At 68.2% G+C, this 6,292-nt stretch carries 7 protein-coding genes and 2 pseudogenes; 8 read left to right on the plus strand and 1 reads right to left on the minus strand.

The genetic code is table 11. The features are described from left to right. Positions 1-297: 297 nt before the first annotated feature. From ACIRFH_RS36340 to ACIRFH_RS36370, 7 genes and pseudogenes are all read left to right on the plus strand, one after another. Positions 298-1,185 carry a helix-turn-helix domain-containing protein gene (locus ACIRFH_RS36340; RefSeq protein WP_403530814.1) on the plus strand — a complete coding sequence of 296 codons (888 nt, stop codon included), beginning with the start codon at positions 298-300 and terminating at the stop codon, positions 1,183-1,185. Positions 1,186-1,283: 98 nt separating this feature from the next. Continuing rightward, positions 1,284-1,547: pseudogene (locus ACIRFH_RS36345) on the plus strand (Tn3 family transposase); the annotation flags it as partial. 11 nt (positions 1,548-1,558) lie between these two features. Next, positions 1,559-2,077: pseudogene (locus ACIRFH_RS36350) on the plus strand (class I SAM-dependent methyltransferase); the annotation flags it as partial. A 611-nt stretch (positions 2,078-2,688) separates the two neighbouring features. Next, positions 2,689-3,510: a transposase gene (locus ACIRFH_RS36355; protein WP_403530801.1), complete on the plus strand. Its 822-nt coding sequence runs from the start codon at positions 2,689-2,691 to the stop codon at positions 3,508-3,510. A 41-nt stretch (positions 3,511-3,551) separates the two neighbouring features. Further along, positions 3,552-3,884 (plus strand): hypothetical protein, encoded by a 333-nt coding sequence (locus tag ACIRFH_RS36360; RefSeq protein WP_403530804.1) that lies wholly within the window; start codon positions 3,552-3,554, stop codon positions 3,882-3,884. Then, the gene (locus tag ACIRFH_RS36365; RefSeq protein WP_403530816.1) at positions 3,884-4,306 is read left to right on the plus strand and encodes a transposase; all 423 of its coding nucleotides are present in this window, start codon (positions 3,884-3,886) and stop codon (positions 4,304-4,306) included. The genes ACIRFH_RS36360 and ACIRFH_RS36365 overlap by 1 nt, the downstream gene beginning before the upstream one ends. 247 nt (positions 4,307-4,553) lie before the next feature. Beyond that, complete coding sequence (locus ACIRFH_RS36370) at positions 4,554-4,856, plus strand: hypothetical protein (protein ID WP_403530807.1); 303 nt, start codon at positions 4,554-4,556, stop codon at positions 4,854-4,856. Positions 4,857-4,937: 81 nt separating this feature from the next. On the opposite strand, the gene ACIRFH_RS36375 is transcribed toward ACIRFH_RS36370, so the two are convergent. Further along, positions 4,938-5,078: a DUF317 domain-containing protein gene (locus tag ACIRFH_RS36375; RefSeq protein WP_403530810.1), complete on the minus strand. Its 141-nt coding sequence runs from the start codon at positions 5,076-5,078 to the stop codon at positions 4,938-4,940. A gap of 183 nt (positions 5,079-5,261) precedes the next feature. Between ACIRFH_RS36375 and ACIRFH_RS36380 the strand changes: the two genes are divergently transcribed. Further along, the gene (locus tag ACIRFH_RS36380) at positions 5,262-6,023 is read left to right on the plus strand and encodes a hypothetical protein (protein ID WP_403530812.1); all 762 of its coding nucleotides are present in this window, start codon (positions 5,262-5,264) and stop codon (positions 6,021-6,023) included. Positions 6,024-6,292 lie beyond the last annotated feature (269 nt).

The following is a 6,292-nucleotide window of genomic DNA, read 5'->3' on the forward strand; positions in this document are numbered from 1 at the left end:
CACGTCACCCTCAGCCCCAACCGGATCGGAGACATCGCCCGCGCTGCCATCGTCCTCAACGGAATCTGGAAATGATCATCGTTGAGAAAACGTCACTCCCTTCTCCTACCAGCGCGGCCGGCGGTGGCCGTCGCCCCGATTCTGGTGCCAGATCTTTGCAGGGACAACGGCTGGAAGACGCGCGTAGAACACCCCGAACGAAGGGGAACACTCCCGAACGCTGGCGAAGTTCTGTAGCACTGGCAGACAATGACGGACCATCAGCGTCAATCTGTGTCACTCACGGGGGTGGAGACCATGCCTGGCCAGCGGACTTCGTCAGAACCGCCGGAGCCCCAACTCGCCTTTGCGGCTGAACTGCGCGAACTCCGACGGCGGACCTTCAAGAAACCAACCGAGGAGGCGCTCGCCCGGAGGATTGGGTGTGGTCGCAGCACCGTCTCGGCGATCCTGAACGGCCGGCGATTCCCGAACTGGGAGCACATGTCGGCCTTCGTGGAGGCCTGCGGAGAGGATCCGTCGAGATGGCGGGATCGATGGCTGCGGGCGTACAGGCAGATCGAGGAAGCCTCCAAGGGACTTCGCTCCTCGATCCCGGAGCTACCGCTCATCGGCGGGCCGGAGACCCGAGGGGATGCTCTGCTGGCGGCGCACTGGTACCGGGACAATCGGGAGTTCTACGAGGCCGCTGCCGCGCGTGCCCGCCAAGCACGCTCGGAGATCCGGGTCACGTACACGCGCCGTTACCCGCCCACGCAGTACACGACCCGGGCGTCCGCCGAATATTTCCAGACCATCGTGGACTGGGCCAGCGAAGAAAGCGACGACGAACGAAGCGTACGGCGCATCATCGGCATCCCCGAACGCAACGGGCTTCCTGACCGTGACATGTTCTCCTGGGCTCGTCAGCACTACGACGACAGCAAGCACATCCTTAACTACGAGGCCAATGTGCTGCGGTGGACTGCGGCAGCTGACGGCCTGAACATGGCTCTGATCGACGACAGCGTGGTGTTCTTGGCGTTCTCCGGGGGGCCACGTCAGCGGCTGAATGGCTTCAGCGTCGAGGATCCCACGTTCATGACCTACTTTGCCGCGTACTTTGATCAGCTCTGGGCGGCTCTCCAACCTCTGGGCACCTACCTCAGCGAAGTAGACGGCAACCGCACCGACAAACCTGCGTGACCCTCATCGGACTGCGTCGAACCCGTCCCAGTAGTGCCGTCCGAGCTTTCACCGCGCACGGGTTCGACGCATTGAGCTACTGAGAGTCGGCGAACCCACGCGCTTCCGGCGACGGCGTGATGATCTACTGGCACGTGGAGCGGAAGAACGTCTGCGTCTACTCGCAGCTGAAGTTCTGTTCGTCGTCCGAGGTCGCCGCGATGATCGAGGGACTGCTGTGGCACTGCACGGATGCCAAGATCGAGACGAACTGCGTCGACACACACGGCGCGTCTGCCGTCGGGTTCGCCCTCACCGAGCTGCTCAACTTCCGCCGGCTGCCCCGGCTGAAGAACATCGGCAGCATCCGCCTGTACCGCCCGGATGACGACCCGCCCACCTGGCCGTCCACCACCGGCCCGCCCGCGTCGGCGCCGTCGACGCCTCACCCGCCCGGCACGCCATGGCCGGCGACCTCTACGGCCACCTCGCGCCGCGGCTGCGGCTGGTCCGCTCCGATGCGGTCAGGCACCTGCAGACGGCTGCCGGCACCTACGACGTGCTCTACAGCGTCTTCGGCGCCGTCGACTTCACCGAACCGCGCCAGCTACTGCCGGCGGCGGCCGCCGCGCTGCGCCCCGGTGGCCGGCTGGTGTTCTCCACCCTCGCCCACCACCTCGGCGGCGAACCCGCCCACGCCGACGTGCGGCACACCGGGATCGGCGCGAAGACCCCCGGCGGCGAGGCGGCCGGCCTGCGCCGCTGGGTGCTCCAGGAACAGGTGTGGACCGAGCTTCTCCACGAGGCCGGTTTCGCTCGGATCAGTACCGGGACACTGCCCGGCGGAACCGGACCGCGCGCCGCCGACACGCTTCTGGTGACCGCGTTCCGCGCGGGCCGGTCCGCCGTGTGACCTGACCGGGTGCCGTCGTCGGGTGCCGGTCTGCCGCAGGGGCTCACGAGCTCGGCGGTGCAGGCCGCCGGCGTGGGACCGCTGGGCTCACTTCGCTTCGACCCGTCCCACGGAGTGGGGGCCGGTGGTCAGTTCCTCGCACGCGGCCTGCCACGTGCAGTTCGCACGGCAGGCCCAGAGCCTGGCTGGGGCGGGAGCACCAGGTCTTCGGGAAGGTCTTGTAGGACAGCGTGGAGTCCAAGGGCTCCACGCACATCGGTTTCGAGAGCCGTTCAAGCCACTTGGTCAGCTCATGCTCGTGGCAGGCACGTGACAACTGTGCCAGGGCGTGCAGAAGATCCGGTGTGGCCTCGATGTACCACTCGTCATACTGGGCACCGTTGATGTAGCCGGGATACGGACGGAGCCGAGCGGCAGCATCTAAACTTGACTCTGTCGGTGATCTTGGAGTTGTCGGTGCGCCGGAGTGATCGGTGGGCATGCTCGGGGTGTTCCGAGAGTCCGTGCAGATGTCGAGGTGTTCGTTGTCGCTCCGTCCTCGTTCCGGTGAGCAAGTCCCGCCTCTAACCGCGCAGATCGCGCGGGCGAGCAACCCTGGCGGTACGACGGCGATGTGGGTGAGAGACCGGCTGGACGGGCTGTGGCGTGACGAGGACTTCGCCGCCTGGTACCCGCACGACGGGCGTCCGGGCCTCTCGCCCGCGCAGCTGGCCACCGTCTGCGTGTTGCAGTTCCTGCTCGGCCTGTCGGACCGGCAGGCCGCCGAGGCGGTGCGCTGCCGCATCGACTTCAAGTACGCCATGGCCATGGAGTTGGACGATCCCGGCTTCCACCACAGCGTGCTGACCGACTTCCGCGACCGACTCACCGAGGGCGACCGCGCCGACCGCCTCCTCGACCTCGCCCTGGCCCGGCTGAAGGAGGCCGGCCCGGTGCGCGAGCGCACCATGCAGCGCACCGACTCCACCCACGTCCTGGCCGCGGTCCGGGACCTGACCCGCCTGGAGATGGTCACCGAAGCGGTCCGCGCCGCGCTGGAAGAAGTCGCCCATGCCGCCGGGCACCTGCTGGACGACCTGGTCGACGAGGACTGGGGCGGCGCTACGGTCGTCCGGTCCGCCTGGGCAAAAATCCCACCAAACCCAAGACCAGGATTCTGGCCGCCGGGAACGATGCCGTCCGGCTCCTGGAACACCTCTACCGGCACGGAGCGGACCGCGCGTTCGGCCCCCGCGTCCAGGCTCTGCGCCAGATCGTGGTGCAGAACTACCTCCACGACGCCGCGGGACACCTGCGCTGGCGCACTGCCGAGACCGAAGGCGGGCCCGGGCTGCCGCCCTCGTCCCTGGCGATCGTCTCGCCCTACGACACCTCGGCCCGCTACGCCCGTCACGGGCACATCATCAGCTGGAAGGGGTTCTCCGCACATCTGACGGAGACGTGTGCTTCCGACGGCCCGAACGTGATCACGGACGTGACCACCACCGCGTCCACCACCCACGACAGCAAGGTCCTGCCCGGCATCCACACCCGCCTGCACCGCCGCGGCCTGCTGCCCGCCGAGCATCTGGTCGACAGCGGCTACACCTCCCTGCCTCACCTGGAACAAGCCGCACACGACCACCAGATCACCGTCTCCGGACCGCTCCGGGGAAACCCCACCCGCCAGCACCGCAGAGGTGAGGGCTTCGCCCGCGACGATTTCCACATCGACTACGACCGCCGGCAGGTCACCTGCCCCAGGGGCAGGTCAGCCAGGGCCGGCACGGCCCCTACCCGACCTCCTCGCCCACCGCGGCCCCGCTGATCGTCGCCCGGTTCACCAAGAGCCAGTGCCACCCCTGCCCGGCCCGCGCCCAGTGCACCACCTCCCGCGAAAGCCACCGCACCGTCGGCTTCCCTCCACGAGAACTCCGCGACCTGCAGCTCCGCGTCCGCGCCGAGCAACAGACACCCGAGTGGAAGACCCGCTACGCGGTCCGCTCCGGAGTCGAGGGCACCGTCAACGAGTTCGCTCACGGCCACGGCATGCGTCACTGCCGCTACCGAGGCCAGGAGAAAGTCCACGTCCAGCACGTTCTGGCCGCCATCGCCGTCAACATCGAGCGCCTCAGCGGTCTCCCACCGAGCGAGGAAGCTTTCCGGTCCCGCCGACCGACCGCCTTCCAGACCTACCTCGATCAGCACGAGATCCCCCGTCCGAAGTCCTGGCGCACCCTGGGTGCCTGACCCCCGACAACTCCAAGATCACCGACAGAGTCAAGCTAAGGCCCCCGGACTCCAGCAACCCCAGCGGTCGTAGCCAGGATGGTCAGGTGGGCTCCACCGTAGCTGTCCGGGACACAGCCCAGACAGAGCCCTGAACAGCCCGGACAGTTGGTGACCTGTCCGGGACACCTGGTGTCTGTTGCTTCAGCCTGTCGACGATCAGCAACCTGTGTCGTGCCTTAGCTGATCGAACAGTCGACCAAAAGGAGTGCCCACCATGAAGCGCGCCCTCGCCAGTACATTCGCCGCCGTCGCCTTGGCCGTAGGTGGCCTGACACTGACCGCGTCCCCCGCCAGTGCCGCCACGTGCCAGACATGGCAGGACGACAACACCTTCGGCGCATCGTGCAACAGCGCCAACGCCTACTACGCCGCGGTCAAGTGCTCCAACGGCCAGACCGCGCGAGGCGTCATCACGAACGACGGACGCTGGTCCTACGCCTACTGCACTGCCTACGGCAGCAACGTCCGCATCGCCGGCGGCGCGCAAGGCAAGGTCCAGTGGGTCTGAGGCCAAAAGAACAGGGCCTACGATGACGGCCCGGGCCCGACCCCGATACGCGCGGGGCCGGGCCCGGTCCTGTGCCGGTCGTCAGGCCGCTGCGGCTGGCGGTGCGGCTGGCCCCCGGTCGACGCCCTCCGGGGCCACCAGCCGCTCCAGGAAGGCGCCGATCAGCTCGACTGGCACCTCGCCGGTGAAACTGGCGGCCCAGGAGCGCGGCTTGGCCGGCACCGCGAGGATCTCCTGGCCCCGGCCGGGCGCGAAGGTGACCGCCTCGACTTTCCAGAGGACGTCGGTGTTGGCGTACTCGGCCGACTCGGTCCTCGGGGAGTTTCTGCGCGGTGGGTAGCGCTTGAGTGTTCAGTTTGCTGAACATGCCTGCGCCGCCGTGTCGTTCCTGGCAGGCTGTGACCGGTGAGGGGTGACGGGCTGGGGAAGTTCCGTCGGGAGCAGCGGATGCTGGCGAGGGTGCGGCGGGTTGCGTGGCGGCTGGAGCAGGCCGAGAAGAAACGGAACTGGGCGCTCGCCTCGGCGCGGGCCGGCGGGGTTTCGGTGCGGAAGGCCGCAGAGGCGGCCGGGCTGTCGCCGACCCGGGTGCACCAGCTCACCAAGGACGTCTCGGCGCAGATGCTGGAAGCGTTGCTGGCCGAGTTGCGGGCAGTGGGCTGGCCTGCCCCGGAGGATCCCGACGGCAGCGCCGATGAGGAACTGTCGGGGCGCGCGGACGTGGCCGGGCGGCTGGTGGACGAGGTCGGCTGGATCCGTCAGTGCGCGGAGTGGATCGATCACCTGGAGCGGGAGAGCTACCCGCTGGTGGTGAACCTGCGGCCGGAGGCAGATTTCCCGGACCGGCACCCGGTGGTGGTCGATCTGCCGCGGGTGGCGGCCGTGCTGCGGCGCATCGCTTACGACGTCGACGAGCTCGCCCGCGCCCGCAGCACCGAAGACCTCGACCGAGCACATACCCGCCACGATCCGCAGGCGGAGCGACGCCGGCGCCTGGCCGAACCGGACCTGACCTTCGCCGAGTTCTGCGCCCGTACCGGGACGCCGTCGCAGTCCATCCGTCAGGGCGCGGATGCCTGGACCGGCTACCAGGCCGAACGCCGCCACCGTGGGGAAACGGACGAGGACCCCTGCACGGCGTACAACCCCTTCCGCGACGCCATGCCCTGATACCTGGGAGCGGCCGCACGCCACCTCCGCCGCTTGTCCCCTACTGAGTTTTTCGTTAGTTCTGTGGTGGTTGGGGCTTCGGTGGTGTGAGCATGATGGTGTGTCTTCCAAGCCGCAGGATGCTGTTGCTGATGTCTCCGTTCTACCGCTGACGCGGCCGCAGTTGGCCGAGGCCCGTCGCATGCGCGCGGCCGAGCTGTTCGAGCAGAGACGCCCTTCATCCGAGGTTGCCCGGGCAGTGGGGATGCACCCTGAGAGTGTGCGCCGGT

The sequence above is a fragment of the Streptomyces sp. NPDC093586 genome, from assembly GCF_044764905.1.
GTDB lineage: Bacteria > Actinomycetota > Actinomycetes > Streptomycetales > Streptomycetaceae > Streptomyces.

Excerpts from the sequence above, each read along its gene's own strand:
- ACIRFH_RS36355 (WP_403530801.1), top strand. The coding sequence starts at position 2,689 with ATGTGGGTGAGAGACCGGCTGGACGGGCTGTGGCGTGACGAGGACTTC.
- ACIRFH_RS36340 (WP_403530814.1), top strand. The coding sequence starts at position 298 with ATGCCTGGCCAGCGGACTTCGTCAGAACCGCCGGAGCCCCAACTCGCC.